15 protein-coding genes are annotated in these 19,396 nt (G+C 45.4%); 12 read left to right on the top strand and 3 right to left on the bottom strand.

Annotated features, from left to right (window positions below):
- Positions 1–97: 97 nt before the first annotated feature.
- The 4 genes from MKY73_RS17280 to infC all read left to right on the top strand — a co-directional run bounded on the left by MKY73_RS17280 (position 98) and on the right by infC (position 3,218).
- Positions 98–850 (top strand): metallophosphoesterase family protein, encoded by a 753-nt coding sequence (locus MKY73_RS17280; RefSeq protein WP_339302792.1) that lies wholly within the window; start codon positions 98–100, stop codon positions 848–850.
- Positions 851–951: 101 nt separating this feature from the next.
- Complete coding sequence (locus MKY73_RS17275; RefSeq protein ID WP_339302791.1) at positions 952–1,275, top strand: (2Fe-2S) ferredoxin domain-containing protein; 324 nt, start codon at positions 952–954, stop codon at positions 1,273–1,275.
- Between the two features lie 399 nt (positions 1,276–1,674).
- The gene (locus MKY73_RS17270; protein ID WP_339302790.1) at positions 1,675–2,607 is read left to right on the top strand and encodes a manganese-dependent inorganic pyrophosphatase; all 933 of its coding nucleotides are present in this window, start codon (positions 1,675–1,677) and stop codon (positions 2,605–2,607) included.
- Between the two features lie 119 nt (positions 2,608–2,726).
- Positions 2,727–3,218 (top strand): translation initiation factor IF-3, encoded by a 492-nt coding sequence (gene infC / locus MKY73_RS17265; RefSeq protein ID WP_339242008.1) that lies wholly within the window; start codon positions 2,727–2,729, stop codon positions 3,216–3,218.
- 191 nt (positions 3,219–3,409) lie between these two features.
- On the opposite strand, the gene MKY73_RS17260 is transcribed toward infC, so the two are convergent.
- Positions 3,410–4,234 carry a protein-glutamine gamma-glutamyltransferase gene (locus tag MKY73_RS17260; RefSeq protein WP_339302789.1) on the bottom strand — a complete coding sequence of 275 codons (825 nt, stop codon included), beginning with the start codon at positions 4,232–4,234 and terminating at the stop codon, positions 3,410–3,412.
- A 271-nt stretch (positions 4,235–4,505) separates the two neighbouring features.
- Here MKY73_RS17260 and MKY73_RS17255 point away from each other — a divergent pair, with 271 nt between their 5' ends.
- Positions 4,506–7,253: a PAS domain S-box protein gene (locus MKY73_RS17255; protein ID WP_339302788.1), complete on the top strand. Its 2,748-nt coding sequence runs from the start codon at positions 4,506–4,508 to the stop codon at positions 7,251–7,253.
- Positions 7,254–7,301: 48 nt separating this feature from the next.
- Here the strand turns inward: MKY73_RS17255 and MKY73_RS17250 are convergent, their stop codons facing one another.
- Positions 7,302–7,514, bottom strand: coding sequence for a hypothetical protein (locus tag MKY73_RS17250; protein WP_076249592.1), 213 nt, complete (start codon positions 7,512–7,514; stop codon positions 7,302–7,304).
- A gap of 118 nt (positions 7,515–7,632) precedes the next feature.
- Entirely contained in the window at positions 7,633–8,388 is a 756-nt protein-coding gene (locus tag MKY73_RS17245; RefSeq protein ID WP_339302787.1) for a hypothetical protein, read from the bottom strand.
- A gap of 607 nt (positions 8,389–8,995) precedes the next feature.
- Between MKY73_RS17245 and MKY73_RS17240 the strand changes: the two genes are divergently transcribed.
- From MKY73_RS17240 to MKY73_RS17210, 7 genes are all read left to right on the top strand, one after another.
- The gene (locus MKY73_RS17240; protein WP_339302786.1) at positions 8,996–10,690 is read left to right on the top strand and encodes a M3 family oligoendopeptidase; all 1,695 of its coding nucleotides are present in this window, start codon (positions 8,996–8,998) and stop codon (positions 10,688–10,690) included.
- A gap of 216 nt (positions 10,691–10,906) precedes the next feature.
- Positions 10,907–12,058 carry an iron-containing alcohol dehydrogenase gene (locus MKY73_RS17235; protein ID WP_339302785.1) on the top strand — a complete coding sequence of 384 codons (1,152 nt, stop codon included), beginning with the start codon at positions 10,907–10,909 and terminating at the stop codon, positions 12,056–12,058.
- 563 nt (positions 12,059–12,621) lie between these two features.
- Positions 12,622–13,791: a glucose-1-phosphate adenylyltransferase gene (locus MKY73_RS17230; protein WP_339308646.1), complete on the top strand. Its 1,170-nt coding sequence runs from the start codon at positions 12,622–12,624 to the stop codon at positions 13,789–13,791.
- A 26-nt stretch (positions 13,792–13,817) separates the two neighbouring features.
- A complete protein-coding gene (gene glgD, locus MKY73_RS17225; protein ID WP_339302784.1) occupies positions 13,818–14,921 on the top strand; it encodes a glucose-1-phosphate adenylyltransferase subunit GlgD in 1,104 nt (367 codons plus the stop codon).
- A gap of 361 nt (positions 14,922–15,282) precedes the next feature.
- Positions 15,283–17,715, top strand: coding sequence for a glycogen/starch/alpha-glucan phosphorylase (locus tag MKY73_RS17220; protein WP_339302783.1), 2,433 nt, complete (start codon positions 15,283–15,285; stop codon positions 17,713–17,715).
- 276 nt (positions 17,716–17,991) lie between these two features.
- Positions 17,992–18,861, top strand: a complete 870-nt coding sequence (locus tag MKY73_RS17215; RefSeq protein ID WP_339302782.1) for an effector binding domain-containing protein — start codon at positions 17,992–17,994, stop codon at positions 18,859–18,861.
- A gap of 41 nt (positions 18,862–18,902) precedes the next feature.
- Positions 18,903–19,361, top strand: a complete 459-nt coding sequence (locus MKY73_RS17210; RefSeq protein WP_339302781.1) for a VanZ family protein — start codon at positions 18,903–18,905, stop codon at positions 19,359–19,361.
- Positions 19,362–19,396: the final 35 nt, after the last annotated feature.

Below are 19,396 nucleotides of genomic sequence, written 5' to 3'. Positions count from 1 at the left end.
CAGCAAGCGGGAATAACTACTCTGAACAGACCGGAATTTTGCTCTTGCAAGGTTCCGGTTATACTCTTGCTTGATCAGGGAGAGGGGAGAGATTCATATGCGCAGATGTGTCATTAGTGATATTCATGGCTGTTACGATGAAATGAATGCATTGCTTAAGCTTGCAGATTATAATCCTTTGCAAGATGAGTTGATTTTGCTGGGTGATTATGTGGATCGCGGTCCAAACAGCAAACAGGTCATCGAACAGATTATGCAGCTTCAGCAACGGCACAATATTATAGTGATTAAAGGCAATCACGATGCCATGATGGTCAAGGCGCTGACCCAGGATGTTGAGCAATATGATCAGCATTGGATTCGTAATGGTGGATTAAACACGATGGCGAGTTATCTGGATCTGGAGCTTACATATGATGAGCAACAGATCGATTGGGAAGCTTATGCTGAAGCTAAACAGTGGATACGTACACATTATGAACATCATCTTCGGTTTCTCGATCAGCTTCCGCTGGTGTACGAGATACCGGGTTATATTTTTGTGCATGCCGGGATCAACCCGGATATCGAAGATTGGAGAAACCAGTCCGAGCGGGACTTCATTTGGATTCGGGAATCATTCTATTCCAGACCAACGACGATTAGAGAGACGGTCGTATTTGGACACACACCCGTGAAGCATTTGCATGATGAGTCAGGCATTTGGTTTGACCCGAGTGGAGACAAAATTGGCATTGATGGTGGCTGTGCCTATGGAGCACAATTGAACCTGCTGGAGATTAGCGAGGATGGCAGTCTACAGACCTTTTTTGTACGGCAAGGGCAGAGCGTGGAAGAGCCCGAGATTTAATATTTTCGTTGCGTATCAGGAATTCATATGCTAATTTATAAGGTTGTACTATGGAATAAATAGGATACATATCATATCGACTTGAGGGGAATGAACCAAGTTTGGCTATCTATAATCTGGATCAACTGCAACATCACATATTACTCTGTAATGGTGGAACATGCATGCGTAACGATGGGGAAGAAGTAACTCAGGCGGTACGGGACGAGATTGTTAAACAGCAGGCGGGAGGATTCATCCATACGACTCGTACCAAATGTAATGGTCAGTGTGACAACGCATGCGTGTCGATTGTGTATCCACAGGGTGACTGGTATGGTCAAATGACACCGGATTCAGGCAGAGCGCTGGTACAGGCCTTGTGTGAAGGGGAGAAATTGGAGAAACACCTGATTGCTAATGTGGCCAAGACCTCTGTAAATTAGAATTACAGAGAGGATATTATTTTTTTCTAAGATGACTTACCTGAGAATGATTTGCAATTAATTCGCTGTAACGGGATTGGAATTAAGCCTTATAAGCGCTATAATCAGTAGGGTATGATTAAAATATGACATGTATTATTCTATATAAGTTCAACTAAACGTTTTACACGAGAACGGAGAGGACAGAAAAAAGCTGGAGAAGCGGAGCGTTCGCCTAAAAGCTTTCTGAAAGAAAGCTGCATCGGAAGCGTATGCTTATCACCGGATTTTACCTTTAAAAAGGGAATCAAAAAATCTGGGGATAACAGCGATCGGAAGGTTATTCTGTCATCGGAGTGGCAAGTGTAAACATTCTTTGGTTAAACTTATATAAATGAGAATTGACGGAGGGCTATAAATATGGAAAAAGCGTTAATCTTCGGTCACAAAAATCCCGACACGGATACGATCTGTTCGGCAATCGCCTATGCGGATCTCAAAACAAAATTGGGTCAGGACGTTGAAGCTGTTCGTCTCGGCGAAGTCAATGGTGAAACCCAGTTTGCACTGGATCATTTCAAAATTGAGGCACCGCGCCTGATTAAAACAGCTGCAAATGAAGTAAACAAGGTTATTCTGGTTGACCACAACGAGCGTCAGCAAAGCATAAGCGATATTGAGGAAGTGACTGTCGTGGAAGTTATCGACCACCACCGTATTGCTAACTTTGAGACAAGCGGACCTCTGTATTTCCGTGCAGAACCTGTAGGTTGTACTGCAACTATTTTGAATAAAATGTACAAAGAAAACGGCATCGAAGTGAGTGCGCCGATTGCTGGTCTGATGCTGTCTGCAATCATTTCTGATTCCTTGTTGTTCAAATCCCCGACTTGCACAGAGCAGGATGTAGCCGCTGCGCGTGAACTGGCTGCCATTGCTGGCGTAGATGCAGACAGCTATGGTCTGGACATGCTGAAAGCCGGCGCGGATCTGAGCCAAAAAACAATTGCTGAGCTGATTTCCCTGGATGCCAAAGAATTCGTAATGGGTCAAGCCAAAGTGGAAATTGCACAGGTTAACGCTGTAGATGTGAATGATGTTCTCGTGAAGCAACCTGAGCTTGAAGCAGCCATTGAAGCGATCATTTCCAGCAAAGGTCTCGACCTGTTCGTATTTGTCGTAACAGACATTCTGAACAACGATTCTGTAGCTCTGGCATATGGCGCATCTACCAAAGCTGTGGAGAAAGCCTACAATGTGACACTGTCTGATAGCAAAGCGCTCTTGAAAGGCGTAGTATCACGCAAATCACAGATTGTACCGGTTCTGACGGAAGCATTCAACACGCTATAAATCGGACAGATTGGCGTATTCATATGCTGATAGGTATTACAAATAATAGCAACGACATCCTAGCCTGCTCTGATCGGTACATGATCAGGACAGGCTTTTGATGTGGAGGAGGAAGAATCATGATCAAAAATGAAAAAATCAAAGCAGCCGAAGTACAGCTTACCGGATTGAATGGTGAAGATCTGGGCGTGATGCCCACAAAGGAAGCCCTTCTACTTGCGAAGCAGCATAAAGTAGATCTGGTGTGCTTGTCCTTGATGACCAGTCCGCCGCCATGCAAGCTGATCGGTGCAGGAGCAGCCAAAGCGGAAGCGCAGCAGGCGAAGAAAAAAGCGAGTAAATCCCCTGATAAACGTAAAGTAAAAGAAATTCGTTTGAACCTTGCAATGGAGGATCATGACCGGGATACCAAGCAGTCTCAGGCGGAACGCATCCTGAAGAAGGGTGATTCGGTAAAACTCGTCATCCAGGTGCATGGAGCCAAAGAGGGAGCTGCTGGAAAGGAATGGGCAGAGCAACTGAGCAAATCGCTGGCTGAATTCGGTAGTAAAACGACGGGTGTTCAGGTAAGTGGTAAACAGGTTGTCGTGCAACTGGACCCCCATGCGTAGATTGCCTAAACTGTCGGAAGTGACCATGCTTGTAATATAGAGCTAAGCAGGTATGAATCGAGTAATTTCTTATCGATATGAGGAAAGCCCAATGAGATGGCAGGTTAACTGCTGCTTTCACTGGGCTTGTTTCTCATCATTCGGATGCAGATCTAAGTCAGTTTAAAGCGCAAGTTAGCTCCGTCCAGTAGTCAGCTGCGTAAATAACGACTGCCCCCAAGACGTACATATAACTGTCCGGGTAATACAGGTGTAGAAGCAGCGGCAACATTATTCGGGTTGTTCTTGGCGAATCGAGATAAATAAAAGAAGTCCGGATAAATAACCATATCCATTAAGTAAGCGGAGACCCGGCTACCTGGAACGCGGAACTGATTCAGGGTACGTATTATTTCTCCGCCGCTTGCAATGCCAATCCCGTGGCCATAATACCAGTCCTCGCGCAGCATAATCGTATTCTCTCCCTGCCATTCGGGGGTTTCGGGAGAAACATCCGGATTTTTGAAATACAGTACATCTCCTGGAAGCGCGGTTTCACTACCATTTTTTTCGATCAATCGCAGGTCGCTGTCATAATGCCAGTCAAAGAGCAGCAGATTTCGAAACAGCGAATTAAAAGCATCTTCACGAATGCTTCCCAGCACGCCACCATACAGCACAATGACAGTAGCTGTTGCACATTCAAAGGCATACAAGTGACCATTCCTCCAAATATCCCGGATGCCGTCAGCGGGTGTTACGTTCGGTTTAAGCTCGAATCCACCCTCTGCATTCCGATTCCAGAAGGCAGGATTACATCTGGATTTTTCAAAGGATGCAAAATTCACCCCGCTTCGATCCAGTCCTTCTGCTGCATTCACGAGCGAGCCTCTCAAGTCCCATTCAAATTGAAGATGATCCATGGATTGGTAAACATATCTCGTTGGACGAATCTGAAGTTGCTGCAACCAATACCATTCAAAATCAGACCATTCCGAGCGGTTCAGCTGGGCGGGTTGATTTGCCACAATGATCATAATCCATAACCTCCATTCCTGTTTGAATATTCAACATTGTATTATCAGTAGAGCACGGGTATTGTGTAGTATATGACGCGATGTGTTCGAATTGGTATGTACATATTGAATGTCCCCGGCATCCAAGCTCAAAAATGCATTTCATAAGGACATTTTGTCTGATCTCGTTTATAAATCATGGCATTTGGGGTAGTACTCTATAGATGAAGTTATGTTCAGGTGGATCTATTCATACGGAATACATTCAGATTCTCATAAAGGAGGACATGTAATGTCGAAATCCATTACAGAGAACCGATCTCTGTTCGAACAATTGTATACGCACGCACCAATCGGCATTGCTGTCGCATCGCATGTAAATGGAAAGTGGTTGCAGCTTAATCCTGCATTTTGCGAGATGCTTGCATATAGTGAAGAAGAACTGCTCGATACTGCGGTCGTACATATGATCTACGAAGAAGATCTGCACATGGAGGAATTCCGCAGCAAGTTCTGGGAAATGACCCATAAAACAAGTGAGATGTACGAGACGGAGGTTCGCCTGAAACGCAAGGACGGTTCGTTATTATGGGCAACCATTAGAGCTTGCATCGTACGGGATGAAACGAGTGGTGAACCTTTGTATCTGCTCGTACAAGCTGCTGATATTACAAAACAAAAAGATGCAGAGGAAATCCTTATTGTGCAACGTAAGCAATTGGAAGAGAGCAGTCGCATCTCGCGGCTGCTGGCAGAGTCTTCACTGGACCTGATTGCAATACATGATGTTGATTCCAGTCGTACATTTAAATATGTTTCGAATGCATGCAAGAGCATGCTCGGCTATGAGTTGGAAGAAGTGATAGGTAAGCCGGGAACATTCGTCATCTGTCCGGAGGATGTGCCTTTGGTTGAAGCGTATATGGAAGAGCAGAGAAGGGGTCTGGCTCCCAAACGGCTCAGTTATCGTCTGCAACATAAGGACGGATCTACGGTGTGGGCAGATACCATTACACATTATGTCTATGACAGTGCAGGTGAATTGTTAGAACTCGTTGCTGTAACCCGGGATATCACAGCCAGCCAGCAACAACAGTTAAGCATGCAGGAGTACAGATCATTATTTGACTGTAATCCCCTGGGAGTGGCTTCTCTTGATCTGGAAGGCAATCTGCTGAAAGCCAATGTGGGTCAGGAACAATTGACGGGACACAGCAAGGAGGAGCTGCTGAGCCGACCTTTTGATCACCTCATTGATCCTTTGGATCTGGAGAAGACACGATATCATTTTGAGGAAACGGTGAAGGGCACGGCACAGAGCTATGAGATAGGCTTGATTCACAAAAATGGACAGCGAATTGAAACCAATGTGATTAATGTTCCTATTATACTTGAGGATAAAGTTGTAGGTGTCTATGGGATTACCAGTGACATTACAGAGTCCAAACGTTATGTCGAGGAAATCGAGAATCTTAGTTATGAACGCGCATTGATTTTGAATGGCATATCTGAAGGTGTGATTGGACTGGACCTGGAAGGGAATCTGAACTTTGCTAATCCGGCCGCTGCGGAGATCATGAACTTCTGTCCAAGTGAAATGAACGGCAAACCCCTTGAACAGATGATGATTCAGATGCAGAGCGAAGGTATCCCTTACCCATCCAAGGATACACCAATTCTACAGGCTGTTCGTGAGGGACGAGGTCTGCCGCGTACCGAATCCGTTTTTTGGAGACAGGATGGGTCCAGTTTCCTGGCGGAGTTTCAATTGAAGCCAATCATGGATCAGGGTAGAACCCGCGGGGCAGTTTTGGTTTTCCGTGATATGACATCTGTGAAGGACATCATACGTGCCAAGGAAGCAGCAGAGCATGCAGACCGAGCGAAGTCCGAATTTCTCGCTATCATGAGTCATGAGCTACGAACACCGTTGAATGGCATTATGGGCATGGCCCACCTATTAATGGAAACCGAGCTGGATGATGAACAGAAAGGCTTTGCAGAAATCATGATAGATAGCGGCGAATCCCTATTGTACATTTTGAATGAAATCCTGGATTTCAGCAAAATCGAAGCAGGCAAAATGGATCTTGAGCACGCACCTGTAGATATTAAGGCAATGCTGGGTGGAGTGATTGAACTGTTTGCGCTGAAGGCCTCAGAGAAAAATATTGAGCTCTTTTGTGAAGTGTCGGATCGCATTCCTGAGCGAATTCGAGGGGATGAGACACGAATCCGGCAGATTTTGATTAATCTGGTGGGTAACGCTGTTAAATTCACAGAGCAGGGTCGTATTCAGGTGAGCGTTGGTGCTGATTTTTCAGATGAGCATGGTCGGGACAATCTGATGTTGACCTTTAAAGTAAGAGATACAGGGATCGGTATTCCAACAGAAAAGCAGCATCAGTTGTTCCAATCCTTCTCACAGCTTGATCCGGCCATCAATCGCAAGTTTGGCGGGACAGGACTGGGGCTTGCGATCAGCAAGAAACTGGTGGAATTAATGGGTGGAGCGATTGGCGTACAGAGTGAGATCGGTGAGGGAGCAGAGTTCCAGTTCACCCTCGTAGTGGAGCGCTGGCAAGAAGAAAGTAGTGACCCGATCGAAATTACTGAGAATGAAGAACTGCAATTGGATCGAGCCAGTCTTGCTCATGACCTCAAAATATTGATTGCTGAAGATCAAGCGGTCAACAGCCACCTGTTGGAGGAGATGCTGCGCAAGTTTGGCGGAGTATGTGATATCGTTGAGAACGGGGCACAGGCCGTTGATTCATTGAACAAGGTTCAATATGACCTGGTGTTCATGGATATTCAAATGCCCGTTATGGATGGGATTGAAGCGACCTGTCGAATCAGACAGAGCCATCCAGAAATACCGGTTATTGCAGCGATAACTGCTTTTGCAGGTGCGAGTGACCGCGAGGAGTGCTTGAAATGCGGGATGCAGGATTTTATTAGCAAACCGTTCCATTCCACGGAAATCAGCCGCGTATTAAATACATGGGTCCCATATATTCGCTCTCAAAGGGTAACGTAACAGAAAATAACCTGTGCCTTGAATTCAAGGTACAGGTTATTCTGTCATTTATGACCAGCCTCCGATTAACCCGGAGAGGGTTACGCATTCGTCATCTTCCAAATCTGCAATCAGAGTGAGTTCTTCGTTGTCTTGTGGATCAACGGAGAATAATTCACGGCGTCCGTCCTCATGTACAATGATGACTAACTGCTGGCCGCCCTTTGTATCAAACTGGTACTTAACTCCAATACCAGGTAGTGGGCATTCGCGGATATTCATGAAACCTGTCACCTCTTTAGCTTTGCTTAATTAAAAATTAACCGTTCACACAGTACGGATGTATTCTACTATCCATAACACCGTTTGGCAAGTCACAAATAAAATTGGTGTGAAGGAATTAATTTTTTCCGCGATGTGATCCTGCACTAAGTCTCTGTCTGGCCCGTTTGCGACGAACCAAAAACCAAATGAGCAGAGCGACGATGAGTAATAGGCCAATGACTGCAACGATGATGATGTTCCGAATGTTGGGGACCTGTACAGTCAGATCCAGTTTATTCATCTGGAGGGGGGAAACGTGCCAAATGAGCGTTTTTCCGCCATCCTCCACCTGATCCGCATTGGAATCGGCTGCCTTGATGGGCAAAGACAACTTGAAGTCAAAGTTAACATCTTTTAACAAGAGGTTCTTCAGAAAGCCAGGCACCTTGTTAATCTGATTTTTGATCTCACCATCCGGCATGGATTCCATGAGGTCGGCTTCTGCTGTAATGTGCATCTTGGAAGTGAAGAAGCCGGGAGAAGTTGATTGTTCAACTTTGATCCCTTGTGGTAACTTGGACGTATCAAAGCTGGTTGTATTGCTTTTTTCATAATGGGTAGTCGCTGTGAGTTGCTTCTGATCTCCCTGTTCGGTAACCTCTGCCTGGAAGTTATTTCGATTCAATGCACCTGCGATCAGAGGCATGAGATTGTCTTGTCCAATCTTTCCAAGAGCGGAGTTCTTTACGTTGAGATTGAGATCCAGATCCGTTGATCCATCCATATTCACCGTTAGATGGGCTTCTCCATCCGCACAGGCGGATAAAATAGATAACATAAGGACTAGTAGAACAGTAAGCGTTAGCTGACGTAAGGGGATGCGAGTCGACATGTCTTTCAACCTTTCTGCGTAAAAATCCAAATTCCATTTCATAGAAGTATAGTATACACCGTAAACATGGCGGATGAAACTTTGAACCCTGCAGTGAGGTACGTATGATTTAGTGCCCTATGGGAAATAATCAATATGTTAAAATTGAAGATTTCGTATTTTTGTCAATGTTCGGACAATTCAAACGGTGTTTCACCGTGTACACTAGTAGTAGTGTGATGAATATACGGAAGCAGGGAGGTTACATTCATGACATATATCATTATTATGGCCGTTATTATGGTCGTGGGCATGGTCGGAATGGGCTGGTTCTATCAGATTATGGATAAAGACCAAAGCTAGTATTTTTTAAATGTGAAAAGAAGAGAGACAACCTATAAGCTGGCTTCGCTAATGCGAGGCGGGCTTATTTGTGTTTGAAAGTTTTTTGAAGAAATGACCTTACATTAGCACGTAATATATGTAGTCAACAATGTTGTACAAATTTGACCGATGGACAAATATTTTTCGTAAAGATGGGATTTTTTAGCTGCTCTTTTGTATAATAGGGGTTAGTTTAACTCGGGATACTCTCGAGATTCTGCCAAACAGGAAAGGGTGTACATAAATGAAATTTAGTGAGTATACGTATACACGTCCGAATCTGGAACACATCAAGACATCTTTCCGTGAGCTGTTGAGCGGTTTTGAAGCTTCGACAACGGTTGAGGAACAGAGTGGATTCATGGATCAGATTAATGCGCTGCGCAGTGACTTTGAGACGCAAGCCCAACTGGTCTACATCCGTCATTCCATTGACACCAATGATGAGTTTTACAAAGCGGAGAACGAATTTCTGGATGAAAATGCACCCATTGTGCAGGAATATATTACGGATTTTTACCGTGCACTGGTTAATTCGAAATTCCGCAATGAATTGGAGCAAAAATGGGGTTCACAGCTGTTCCAACTGGCGGATCTTTCATTGAAAACATTCAGCCCGGAAATCATTGAAGAACTCCAGAAGGAGAACAAACTTTCCACAGAATACAATCAGTTGATCGCATCAGCCAAAATTCCTTTCGAAGGTGAAGAGCGCACGTTGCCACAGCTTCATCCATTTGAACTGTCCACGGATCGCTCCATGCGGGAGCGTGCTTCGGAAGCCAGATACACGTTCATGGCTGAGCATGAGGCTGAATTCGATCGTATTTACGATGAACTGGTTAAAGTACGTACACAGATTGCGAAGAAACTTGGATATCCAAGCTATGTGGAACTCGGCTATGATCGCATGAACCGTACGGATTATAACGCAGAGATGGTAGCCAACTTCCGGGCACAAGTTCGCGATTATATTGTACCTGTAGCGACCAAGCTCAGAGAGCGCCAGCGTAATCGGATTGATGTGGATACACTGTATTATTACGATCAGGGCTTCAGCTTCAAGACAGGTAACCCGACACCTAAGGGTGATGCGGAATGGATTATTGAGAATGGTAAAAAAATGTACGCTGAATTATCGCCAGAGACGGATGCATTTTTCCAGATGATGACCGACAACGAACTTATGGATCTGGTCAGCAAAAAAGGTAAACAAGGCGGCGGATATTGTACGTTCCTGAACGATTACAAGGTGCCGTTTATCTTCTCCAACTTCAATGGTACATCCGGTGATATCGATGTATTGACACATGAAGCAGGTCATGCTTTCCAGGTGTATGAGAGCCGTGATTTTGCAGTGCCTGAATACAACTGGCCGACATATGAATCGGCTGAGATTCATTCCATGAGTATGGAGTTCTTCACATGGCCTTGGATGCAATTGTTCTTCAAGGAAGATACGGACAAATACAAGTTTGACCACCTGTCTTCCGGTCTGTTGTTCATTCCGTATGGTGTAGCTGTGGATGAATTCCAGCATTTTGTATATGCGAATCCGGATGCGACACCAACGGAGCGTAAGCAGGCATGGCGCAACATTGAGAAGACCTATCTGCCACACATCAATTACAAAGATAATGCTTATCTGGAGCATGGTGGTTTCTGGCATAAGCAGGGTCACATTTTCTCATCGCCGTTCTATTACATTGACTATACGTTGGCACAGATCTGTGCATTCCAGTTCTGGAAACGCAGCAACGAAGATATGAAGTCCGCATGGGCCGATTACCTGACATTGTGCAAAGCGGGAGGAAGCTTGTCCTTCACAGGATTGGTTGAACTGGCTGGATTGAACTCACCATTTGAGGACGGTTGTGTTTCCTCCGTAATTGGAGATATTGAGGCATGGCTTGACGGTGTGAACGATAAGGCGCTGTAAGCCTTCGTAAGGTATACGTAGTGGATATAGCTTTAAGATTTATAGGCAAGACGGCTTGGATACCTTCGGGTTTCTGGGTCGTCTTTTTTCATTACGGGTAAAAATCAACCTCAGTGTAACATTTATCGTGTCCATTGTGATTTATTTCACTATATCTGAAAACGGATTCAGTTACAATGGAGATAGTAAATCAGGGGTTACAGGAGGCTGGTTCAGATGGCAACACATGCATATTATGTTCCGCCCGTGAACTTGATGGGTAGAGGTTGTTTACAGGAAGCAGGTCAGATGATAGAACAGATGGGTATCTGCAAAGCACTGGTCGTGAGTGATCGTCAATTGATAACTTCAGGCGTTGCAGAGCAGGTACTGTCTATATTAAGAAAATCAGGGTTAGACTATGTCGTATATGATGAGGTTCAGCCTAATCCAACTTGTCAGAATGTACATGATGGACTTCAAGTATTCCAGGATCATGGCTGTGACGCCATTATATCAATAGGTGGAGGTTCACCGCAGGATGCTGCCAAAGGTATTGGCATTGTAGCTACCAACGGTGGGCATATCCGTGAATATGAAGGATTGCATCAATCGAAACATAAGTCCGTGCCACTTGTAGCTTTTAACACCACGGCTGGCACATCGAGTGAGGTGACAATGAACTACGTGATTACAGATGAGGAACGTAAAGTAAAGATGGTAATGGTGGACCGTAATAGTCTGGTCTCCCTGTCGGTTAATGATCCGGAGTTGATGCTCAGCAAGCCAGCAAGCCTCACAGCGGCTACGGGAATGGATGCCTTAACCCATGCCGTGGAAGCAATGGTTACGCCTGGTGGATTTACAGTGACAAGTGCGACAGCTGCAGCAGCTGTTGAACTGATCTTTGAATATTTGCCAAGAGCCGTGAGGGACGGCAGTGATCTGGAAGCGCGGGAACATATGACGTACGCATGTTTCCTTGGCGGGATTGCTTTTAACAATGCGGGTCTGGGTTATGTGCACGCGATGGCGCATCAACTGGGTGGTGTATACGATCTGCCGCATGGTGTGTGTAACGCCATGCTACTCCCCTACGTAGAGGAGTTGAATGCCAAACATGTTCCCGGTAAATTCCGTCATATTGCCAAGGCCATTGGTATGGATGTGAAGGGTAGAAGTGATGAGGAGTGTTCCGATTACGTTATTGGGGCCATACGTCAGCTATCGAAGGAAGTTGGTATCCCTGAGAAACTGTCTGAACTGGGTGTGAAAGATCCGGATGTGGAATTGCTTGCCGATAACGCGATGAAAGATGCCTGTGCACCAGGCAATCCCTATCAACCCTCCAAGGCTGAAGTGATGGAGCTATTCCGCAAAATTATATAGACTTTTTCAGAAACGGATACATCAAAGTACGATCCTATTGATCTTGAGGATCACGGATTATCCAATTCAAAATAATAGACAAAATGAGCCGGGATCGAAAGTCGGCTTTTTTGTCGTGTAAACTCGACATTTTTACTTATTTTTCCACTTAATAATTGCACAAAAACTAAAGGATTTTGCTTCTCTATTATCGAATACAATATAAATAACAGCGGCACGAGATAGGTTAATCTGAGCCTTAACTTGATGTCGATGTTTTCCAGTAAGATTCCCCAGTCCGTTTCGTGTTTAATGTTAAATAGGAGTAGTCTATTTCATTGTCACGAGCTACACCTTAAGTTCTGCAGCTAACATTCACCTCTGTAAGGCAGTCAAGGCAATTCTACACCGCATCATCTCTATCTCAGGCTTCACAATCAAACAAGTTCAACTGCAATATGGCTCATCTGGTTACACATCTGTACAGCATGCTCCTAATCATGACAACAGTGTCCACACAACAGAATATCGATTATGGGCTCTGAAATGAATCAGAACGAATGCACGTGAAGGAGGCTGTAATGATGGCGAAAAAAGAAGTTGTAGCGATGCTGCTTGCCGGAGGGCAAGGGAAGAGGTTAAAAGGATTAACGAAATCACTGGCTAAGCCGGCAGTATATTTTGGTGGTACGTACCGAATTATTGATTTTCCGCTAAGTAACTGCTCTAACTCGGGTATTGATACAGTGGGCGTATTAACTCAATATGAACCACTTGTCCTGCACTCCTATATTGGTATCGGCAGTGACTGGGATCTGGACCGTAAAAATGGCGGAGTATACGTACTTCCTCCCCATGAACGTGAAGACGGAAGCAGTTGGTACCGTGGTACAGCAGATGCCATCTTCCGTAACCTGAACTTTATTGAACAATTCGATCCTGAGCATGTGCTCATTCTGTCAGGGGATCATATCTATAAGATGGACTACGAAAAAATGCTCCAGTATCACAAAGATAAAGATGCGGATTGCACCATTTCGGTCATTGATGTCTCATTGGAAGAAGCCAGCCGGTTCGGAGTGCTGAACACCAACGATGACTATAGCATCTATGAATTTGAAGAAAAACCTCCTGAACCCAAGAGCACACTCGCTTCCATGGGTATCTATCTCTTCAAGTGGGATGTACTGAAACGTTTCCTGATCCAGGATGAACAACAGGCATCCACCTCCTATGATTTTGGTAAAGATATTATTCCTTTGTTGCTTGAAAACGAAAAATCCCTATATGCATACCCATTCGAAGGTTACTGGAAAGACGTAGGTACCATTCGCAGTCTGTGGGAATCCAATATGGACCTGTTGGACGAAGACACACCGTTTAATCTGAATGATCCGGACTGGCGTATCTTTACACGTAATCCGAACCAACCTGCCCAATACATTTCGCCTTCGGCGAAGGTCCGCAATTGTATTATTAGTGAAGGCAGTATTGTACACGGCGAGGTCAACCATTCCGTCCTCTTCTACGGGGTAGACGTTGGGGAGAACAGTGCTGTTATCGATTCGGTCATCATGCCAAGAGTGAAAATCGGGCAAAATGTGCGCATTTACCGAGCTATTGTCGCAGAAGGATTGGTTATTCCCGATGGAACACAGATTTCGCCTGCACCGGAAGATGAGAGTGATATATTGCTCGTGGATCAGGAAGAACTGGAACGTCAGCTTCGCCAAGGAATAACCAGCAAGGCCTAATTGAAGTCAAAAGGACGGTGCATGCGATGAAACAATTGATTGGAGTTATTAACCTTGACCATGAACTTGAGGAATTGAAGGAATTGACGTACTTTCGCTGCGGAGCCGCGGTGCCTTATGCCGGGCGTTACCGTCTGATCGATTTTGTTCTATCCAATATGATGAATGCAGGAATTGAGAGTATTGGTGTATTTGTTAGACGAAAATATCGCTCGTTGATGGACCATCTCGGTGACGGCAAACCTTGGGATTTGGATCGCAAGCATGGGGGCATGTTCATTTTGCCACCAGACTGGAACGATCCAACAGACACATCACAGGGGGACTTGCAGCATTTCCATAACAATTTGGACTTTTTCCATAGAGGTGCAGGGCAATATGTTGTGCATGCGGGTAGTCGCCATGTGACCAAAGCAGACCTCCAGGATGTCTACAGGTATCACATCAGCAAAGGAGCGGACGTTACACTGGTCTGCAAAAAAGTGGATCAACTGCTTCCTGAGCATGACGCCTGTGTCAAAGTTGACCATGACGGGGACGGTAATGTGGTGGACATTCACCAAAGCGCTAATCACCCGAATATATATACAGAAATTTTCATCATGGAAAAAGAATTGTTCTTGCGCCAGGTGCAGCGTTGTATTGATCATGGCGAGAGCCATTTCTTCCGTGATGTGATTCAAAAAAATCCGGATGGATTGAATATCGCTGCATATGCATATGATGGCTATCACGCAGTCATCAATTCCATTGACAGTTATTATCGTAACAGTATGGATCTGTTGAATACGGGGCAATATGAACAACTGTTTAAGGAAGATCCCGTTCAGACCAAAATTAAATATGAAGCCCCTGCCAAATACCTGGATACCGCCGATGTTAAACATTCACTCCTTGCCAATGGCTGCATCGTAGGTGGGGAGGTGGAGGACAGCATTCTTTTCCGTGGTGTACAGGTGGCCAAAGGTGCCAAAATCAAAGGTTCCATCATCATGCAGAAATGTTACATTGGTGAAGGTACGGTTCTTGAGAACGTTATTCTCGATAAAGACGTGAAGCTGACAGGAGGACAGACGCTGATCGGTGCCCCGTCGAATCCATACATTTTAGCAAAAAGTACTATTATCTAATTCCCGTACGTAACCGATATCTTCTATAAATATATATAAAATAAAAATCCTGTAGGATGGATTTAAGGTTCATACATTTTTGACGTATCGGGGTGCCACTTAAAAAGCTCCTTCATACGTGCAAACGTAGTGGAGGGGACGAAATCGATTCTGAAGAAGCGAAGCGGTCGCCTTTATCCCCGGATTTTTCCTTTTATAAAAAGGAATCAAAAAAATCTGGGGATAACAGCGATCATAAGAACGATTCGTCCCCGGAACGGGCTTTCAGTCGAAAGTGTAGCATTTATAGCTTTGACACTCACGCGCAAAATTTGTATGAACCGCCACCATCCTACAGGATTTCCCCGGGAGGAACCTACTTTTGTTTGACAACAAAGAAACGTTCAAGAGTATCTTTACACGGAATCTGGTCAGCAAATTGGGCAAACCGATTGAAGAAGCAACACAGGAAGACGTATACCACGTGCTGGGAAGTATGATCCGTGAATATGCAGGCCAGGATTGGGCAGCGTCGAATCAGGGGTTTAAGCAGCGCCAGGATAAACAGGTGTATTACTTCTCGCTGGAATTCCTGATTGGACGTCTGCTCGGCAACAATCTGCTGAATGTGAATGAATTGGAATTGGTCCGTGATAGTCTGGCTGAGCTCGGCTTCTCCTTGGAAGAGGTAGAAGAGCAAGAGGCAGATGCAGGACTGGGTAACGGAGGTCTGGGACGACTCGCTGCCTGTTTCCTGGATTCACTCGCTTCCCTCGGATATGCAGGACATGGCTGCGGCATTCGTTACAAATATGGGTTGTTTGAACAAAAAATCATCAATGGCAATCAGGTAGAGCTGCCTGACAATTGGCTGGATAAAGGCAACGAATGGGAAGTGCGCCGCCCAGACAAAAAGGTGGAAGTCCAGTTCTGGGGCCGCGTTGAAACTCACGAGCAGGATGGACATTATCAGTTTGTTACCAAAGATGCCGAATCGGTTGTAGCCATCCCCTATGACGTGCCTGTCATTGGTTATGGTCAAACGCATGTCAACACATTGCGCCTATGGAGTGCCGAGCCGAAGCGCGAAACTTCACTCGATACCCCTTCGAACTACTACGGCTATCTGGATTATAGCCGTTCGGTGGAATCGATCTCGGAATTCCTGTATCCCGATGATTCCCAGTACGAAGGAAAGCTGTTGCGTTTGAAGCAGCAATATTTCATGTGTTCAGCAGGCGTGCAGAGTGCGTTGCGTACGTTCAACAAACTGGAGCTGCCGTATGATCGTTTGCCAGATAAAGTGGCCTTCCACATTAACGACACGCATCCAACCCTGGTTATTCCAGAACTGATGCGCATCCTGATTGATGTGAAGGGTTATGGCTGGGATGAAGCATGGGATATCACAACGCGTACTGTATCGTATACCAATCATACAACACTGAGTGAGGCGCTTGAAAAATGGCCTGTAGCCATGATCAGCAAGCTGCTGCCGCGGATCTACATGATCATTGAAGAGATCAACAAACGCTTCTGTGGTATGCTGCTGGAGCGGTATCCAGGAGATCAGGACCGCATAGGGCATCTCGCGATTATTGCAAACGATCAGGTACGGATGGCGCATCTGGCCATTGTAGGCAGTCATAGCGTGAATGGTGTTGCCGCATTGCATACCGAGATTTTGAAAGAGCGCGAGATGGCGCCGTTCTATGCGCTGTATCCAGAGCGTTTCAATAACAAAACCAATGGTATTACGCATCGTCGCTGGTTGATGCATGCCAATCCCAAACTGTCGGATCTGATTACAGATACGATCGGGAACGAATGGATAACAGAGCCGGGCAAGCTGGACCAACTGGCAGGTTTTGCGGATAATACATCTTTCCAGGAGCAATTCCATTCGATTAAACGGGATAACAAAGAGCGACTTGCAGCGTATATTCTGGATCATACCGGTACAACAGTGAATCCGGACTCCATTTTTGATGTGCAAGTGAAGAGATTGCATGGGTACAAACGGCAGCTGTTGAACATTCTGCATGTCATGCATCTGTATAACAGGCTGAAGAATGATGCTTCGTTTGATATGGTGCCGCGTACGTTCATCTTTGGAGCCAAGGCAGCGCCGAGTTATTATTTTGCCAAGAAAATTATCAAGCTGATCAACACCGTGGCTGACACGGTGAATCGGGATGCGGCTGTAAATGATCGCCTGAAGGTATTTTTCCTCGAAAACTATTCGGTTTCTCTTGCAGAGAAGATCATTCCTGCTGCGGATGTTAGTGAGCAGATCTCAACCGCAGGCAAGGAAGCTTCCGGTACGGGCAACATGAAGTTTATGATGAACGGCGCTTTGACGATTGGTACGATGGATGGAGCCAACGTGGAGATGGCAGAGCAGGTCGGAGAAGAGAATATGTTTATCTATGGTCTGCGCGCTGACGAAGTGCTTGAGTATTACCGTTCCGGCAGCTATCGTCCAAATGAGATTGTGCAGCATGATGAACGTATTCGCGAGGTTGTGGAGCAATTGGTGCATCCAGGTGCATTCTGTTATCGTGACGGGGAGTTTTGGGATATCTATGACTCCTTGTTAGCTCATGGTGACGAATATTTTGTATTGCGTGATTTTGCTGCTTATGCAGATGCGCATGCTGCCATTGACCAAGCGTATCGGGATATTCCGGGATGGACTCGGAAAGCGATATTAAATACGGCGCATTCCGGTATATTCTCCAGTGACCGCACCATTAGTGAGTATGCCACAGATATCTGGGGTATTCATCCCGTGTCGGGGAACTGGAAAGGTTGAGCATAGATTTCTAGACAAATAGGTCCCCTTGTTCACAAGAGTGATCTCTACTGGTTAATCAATCAGAGTAGGGGCATCTTCTTGTAGAACAAGGGGATTTTGGCTTAAAGTGAATCATAGTGACACTTGAAAATGAAGTGAAGTGCAATTCACTTGTCTATTCACGTATCTTTTATCATATAAGTTCGCACACAAAATCAAAAAAGTGAACTGGATCTCAGTCATACTACATAAGAAATCGTTTGATATTTTGAATTAGATAGGGGAGCCGTCACTATGGATCATTACACACGAATTCAGCTTGCGATTGAGTATCTGGAGCAGCATTTGCAGGATGATTTTAATATCAGAGAGACGTCTGCTGCTGCGAGCTTTTCGGCGTTTCATTTTCAGCGTTTATTCCAGGCGATCACCGGATTCACGGTACTGGAATATGTGCGCAGACGAAGATTAACGGAAGCTGCTGGGATGCTGCGGGGCACATCGGAAGGCATATTGGACATTGCGATGAACTTCGGCTATCAATCTCAGGAGGCATTTACCCGTGCATTTTCAGCCTACTTTGGAATGACACCCGCGAAGCTGCGCAAGCTGGAAGCGGATCAGATGTCTCTTTTGAAGATGCAACGGAGCATTGATTTTAACGATTATCGAACTCGGCTTGATGGAACTTTTCACTTGAACACACCCCGTCTGGTCACACGGGAACCGAACTGGATTATCGGCTATGAATACAAGACAAACTTGAATGACAATCACCATTACACTGAAATACCCGGATTTTATCATGATTTTGGCATGGAACAGAGATTTATGCTGATCCCAGAGAGGACACGCCCTGATATGGCTTATGGTGTGGCCAGTCATTTTGAAGAGGATGGAGCATTTTCTTTTATTGTGGGTGAAGAAAGCAGTGGAGCATCTCAGGTACTTGAACCCGGTTTTATCTCGATTGAAATCCCGGGCGGCTTGTATGCAGAGTTCACCGTGGAAGGCTCCGGGCAGGATATTCGGAAAATGATCTATGGCAGTTGGCTGCCGCAGTCGAACTATGAACGGAGGGAAGGACCCGACTTTGAAGTGACGGATGTCTGGAAATCAACTCCTGAACAATTGGACATGAAGATCTATATCCCGTTAAAATAGACCTACCGCTTTGCGGAAAACAAGGTCGGAGGATAGAATGAATGAACGAAAAGTCATGGCTCCACTCCAAGTTTATGCTCGTAATTGTTGGTTGCATGGCAGTGCTATACATACTCATTATGGGCAATTTATTGTTTGTCAGTGGACGAACGCAAGGCTTGTATTATCAGTATAATCTCGTCCCCTTTGAGACCATTCGGCCCCTTCTATTGGAGAGGGAGAGGTACCATACCGATGCCTGGGTCAAGAATTTGTTCGGCAATATCGTATTGTTCATTCCACTGGGCATCTGGATTCCGTGGTTGTTTCGGAGGTGCCGTTCGTTCCTGACTTTTACATCCACAGTGGTTTTGCTTCTGCTTGGTGTTGAAGTCACACAATTGATTACACGTGTAGGTTCGTTCGATGTGGATGACATTATTCTGAACACGATCGGTGCCTGGATCGGATACGCCGGATTTAAGTTAATCTTATATTCACGAAGAAGGACTCGGAATTGAACCGCAGATCGCGGTCCATGACCGGGTCTTTTTGC

This window comes from Paenibacillus sp. FSL R5-0519 (genome assembly GCF_037974275.1).
Classification (GTDB): Bacteria; Bacillota; Bacilli; order Paenibacillales; family Paenibacillaceae; genus Paenibacillus.
The sequence above is the reverse complement of the archived record's forward strand: the minus strand, read 5'-3'. Positions and strand labels throughout refer to the sequence as shown.

What these genes read in the sequence shown, in the direction of transcription:
- MKY73_RS17280 (WP_339302792.1), top strand. Translation starts at nt 98, where the DNA reads ATGCGCAGATGTGTCATTAGTGATATTCATGGCTGTTACGATGAAATG.
- MKY73_RS17270 (WP_339302790.1), top strand. Translation starts at nt 1,675, where the DNA reads ATGGAAAAAGCGTTAATCTTCGGTCACAAAAATCCCGACACGGATACG.
- infC (WP_339242008.1), top strand. Translation starts at nt 2,727, where the DNA reads ATGATCAAAAATGAAAAAATCAAAGCAGCCGAAGTACAGCTTACCGGA.
- MKY73_RS17260 (WP_339302789.1), bottom strand. Translation starts at nt 4,234, where the DNA reads ATGATCATTGTGGCAAATCAACCCGCCCAGCTGAACCGCTCGGAATGG.
- MKY73_RS17255 (WP_339302788.1), top strand. Translation starts at nt 4,506, where the DNA reads ATGTCGAAATCCATTACAGAGAACCGATCTCTGTTCGAACAATTGTAT.
- MKY73_RS17250 (WP_076249592.1), bottom strand. Translation starts at nt 7,514, where the DNA reads ATGAATATCCGCGAATGCCCACTACCTGGTATTGGAGTTAAGTACCAG.
- MKY73_RS17245 (WP_339302787.1), bottom strand. Translation starts at nt 8,388, where the DNA reads ATGTCGACTCGCATCCCCTTACGTCAGCTAACGCTTACTGTTCTACTA.
- MKY73_RS17240 (WP_339302786.1), top strand. Translation starts at nt 8,996, where the DNA reads ATGAAATTTAGTGAGTATACGTATACACGTCCGAATCTGGAACACATC.
- MKY73_RS17235 (WP_339302785.1), top strand. Translation starts at nt 10,907, where the DNA reads ATGGCAACACATGCATATTATGTTCCGCCCGTGAACTTGATGGGTAGA.
- MKY73_RS17230 (WP_339308646.1), top strand. Translation starts at nt 12,622, where the DNA reads ATGGCGAAAAAAGAAGTTGTAGCGATGCTGCTTGCCGGAGGGCAAGGG.
- glgD (WP_339302784.1), top strand. Translation starts at nt 13,818, where the DNA reads ATGAAACAATTGATTGGAGTTATTAACCTTGACCATGAACTTGAGGAA.
- MKY73_RS17215 (WP_339302782.1), top strand. Translation starts at nt 17,992, where the DNA reads ATGGATCATTACACACGAATTCAGCTTGCGATTGAGTATCTGGAGCAG.
- MKY73_RS17210 (WP_339302781.1), top strand. Translation starts at nt 18,903, where the DNA reads ATGAACGAAAAGTCATGGCTCCACTCCAAGTTTATGCTCGTAATTGTT.